Source organism: Ruania albidiflava DSM 18029 (assembly GCF_000421225.1).
GTDB classification, from domain to species: Bacteria; Actinomycetota; Actinomycetes; order Actinomycetales; family Beutenbergiaceae; genus Ruania; species Ruania albidiflava.
The window spans coordinates 1-2,349 of record NZ_ATWL01000050.1; the positions used below are offsets into that span (position 1 = coordinate 1).

The 2,349-nt window shown below is 64.1% G+C and carries 1 protein-coding gene and 1 pseudogene; both read left to right on the top strand.

Features of this window, described 5'->3' with window-relative positions:
• Positions 1 to 431 precede the first annotated feature (431 nt).
• Positions 432 to 794 carry an Hsp20/alpha crystallin family protein gene (locus tag K338_RS0119430; protein ID WP_245543016.1) on the top strand — a complete coding sequence of 121 codons (363 nt, stop codon included), beginning with the start codon at positions 432 to 434 and terminating at the stop codon, positions 792 to 794.
• Positions 795 to 934: 140 nt separating this feature from the next.
• A pseudogene (glgX, locus tag K338_RS24150) lies at positions 935 to 2,256 on the top strand (glycogen debranching protein GlgX); the annotation flags it as partial.
• Positions 2,257 to 2,349 lie beyond the last annotated feature (93 nt).

The following is a 2,349-nucleotide window of genomic DNA, read 5'->3' on the forward strand; positions in this document are numbered from 1 at the left end:
TCGAAACCGTGTTTAACAGCCCTCGTGCCTGCACCCCCGCAACGCCACACCCCACACCTACCCGCGCGATCTCTAAGCCCCCTGGGGAGTCCGTTTGCCGTTGCACCACCCGCCAGCTGCTGTTGACCTTGGCCGCTCCCGATCGGTGCCGAACTTCGACCTGCGCAGTGCCGTGATCCGCTCCGACTACCGGGGCGCCGGCGCTCCTCACCCCGTGCCTCTCTGCCCTCACGGCTCGAGCGTGAGGCGTTGGCTCGCCTGGCCGGGAATAAAACTTGAGTCCCTATGGCTCATAGTTACAACGAGATGGTGATGGACTTCGAAGGGAGGGGTTTTGCACGATGGCGCTTCCTGTTCGTCGTAGTACCGAGGTTCAAGCCTGGAACCCGTTCCAGGAACTTGATGACCTCCACCAGCGGATGTCTCAGCTGATGGAGACGGCCTTCGGTGACGCCGGTAACGGCGTGAGAAGTTGGGTGCCGGCCGTCGACATCGAGGAGACCGACGAGGGTTTCGTGGTGGAGGCCGAGCTGCCCGGCGTCAAGCGTGAGGACGTGACCGTGGAGCTGCGGGACAATGAGCTGATGCTTCACGGTGAGACCAAGCAGCGCGAACGCACTGGCATTCTGCGCCGGCAGACCCGCCGCACGGGCCAGTTCGACTACCGCGTGATGCTACCTGGCGAGGTGGACGCGGACAACGTCGAGGCCAACCTCCACGAGGGCATCTTGCGGGTCCAGGTGCGCAAGAGCCAGCAGGCGCAGCCGCGGCGCATCGAGATCATCGCAGGCTAAAGGCTGGCCGGAGGGAGCGCGGAGGGGAGCGGATCCGCTCCCCTCTTTCCTTATCTGCTCGCACGCGAGCTGTGGTCGCCTCGACCCGATCGTGGCGCGTTGGCCACTGCTACAGGAGCCGTTAGGGGATCATCGTTCCTGTGGAGGTCTGGCCTGGTACCCCCTACCCATTGGGGGCGAGATATGACGGCACGGGGACGAACTTCGCGTTGTTCTCCGAACTTGCCGAGCGTGTTCAGCTGTGCTTGTTCGACGACGCCGGCATCGAAACCCAGGTGGAGCTGACCGAGGTCGACGGTTTCATCTGGCACTACTTCTTACCGGCGGTAGAACTAGGGCAGCGCTATGCCTACCGAGTGCACGGCCCGTACGAGCCGGGGCAAGGCCAGCGTTGCAACCCGGCCAAGCTCTTGCTGGATCCCTACGCCCAGGCTGTGGAGGGAGCGGTGGACTGGGATGAGTCGCTCTTCGGCTATCCCTTCGGCCGGCCCTGGGAGCGCAACGACCGCGATTCCGCGGCTCACCAGAGCAGATGCGTGGTAGTCAACCCGTACTTCGACTGGCGGGGGGACCACCCCCTGCGCATCCCTTACCACGAAACAGTCATTTACGAGGCGCACGTGCGTGGGCTCACGATCGCCCATCCGGAGCTGCCGCCGGAACTACGCGGGACCTATGCCGGCCTGGGGCACCCCGCAGTGGTGGAGCACCTCCAACGCCTGGGCGTGACTGCGGTGGAGCTGATGCCGGTGCACCAGTTCATCGATGACCACCACCTCATCCAACGTGGGCTGTCGAACTACTGGGGCTACAACACCATCGGGTTCTTCGCCCCCCACCACCGCTACTCGGCCCGCGGCACGCGCGGGCAACAGGTGCCCGAGTTCAAGGCGATGGTCCGCACCCTGCACGAGGCAGGCATCGAGGTGATCCTTGATGTGGTCTATAACCACACCGCCGAAGGCAACCACCTGGGCCCCACCTTGTCTTTCCGAGGCATTGATAACCCCGCCTACTACCGACTCGCCGACGATCGCGCCTACTACGTCGATTACACCGGCACCGGCAACTCCCTCAACGTCCGCCACCCCCATTCCCTGCAGCTGATCATGGACTCCCTGCGGTATTGGGCCCTGGAGATGCACGTGGACGGGTTCCGCTTCGATCTGGCGGCCACCCTCGCCCGAGAATTCCATGACGTGGACCGCCTGGCTACGTTCTTCGACCTGGTACAACAAGATCCGGTGGTATCACAGCTCAAACTGATCGCCGAACCCTGGGACGTAGGAGCTGGGGGCTATCAGGTCGGCAACTTCCCCCGCTGTGGACTGAGTGGAACGGCCGCTACCGCGACGCTGTCCGGGACTTTTGGCGCGGCACTCCCGGCACCATCGGGGAGTTCGCCTCCCGGCTGACTGGTTCCAGTGACCTGTATGAGTCCAGCGGCAGGCGGCCCTTTGCCGGCTCTTCGCAGATGAGGGTGTAGAGACAGGTCCCAGTGGTCTGGGCGTGGCGGTGTCTGGATAGAGGTCGAGGCCTTCCGACGATGGGAGTT

Bases quoted from the DNA above. Each gene is read 5' to 3' on its own strand.
- K338_RS0119430 (WP_245543016.1), top strand. From the start codon at position 432: ATGGAGACGGCCTTCGGTGACGCCGGTAACGGCGTGAGAAGTTGGGTG.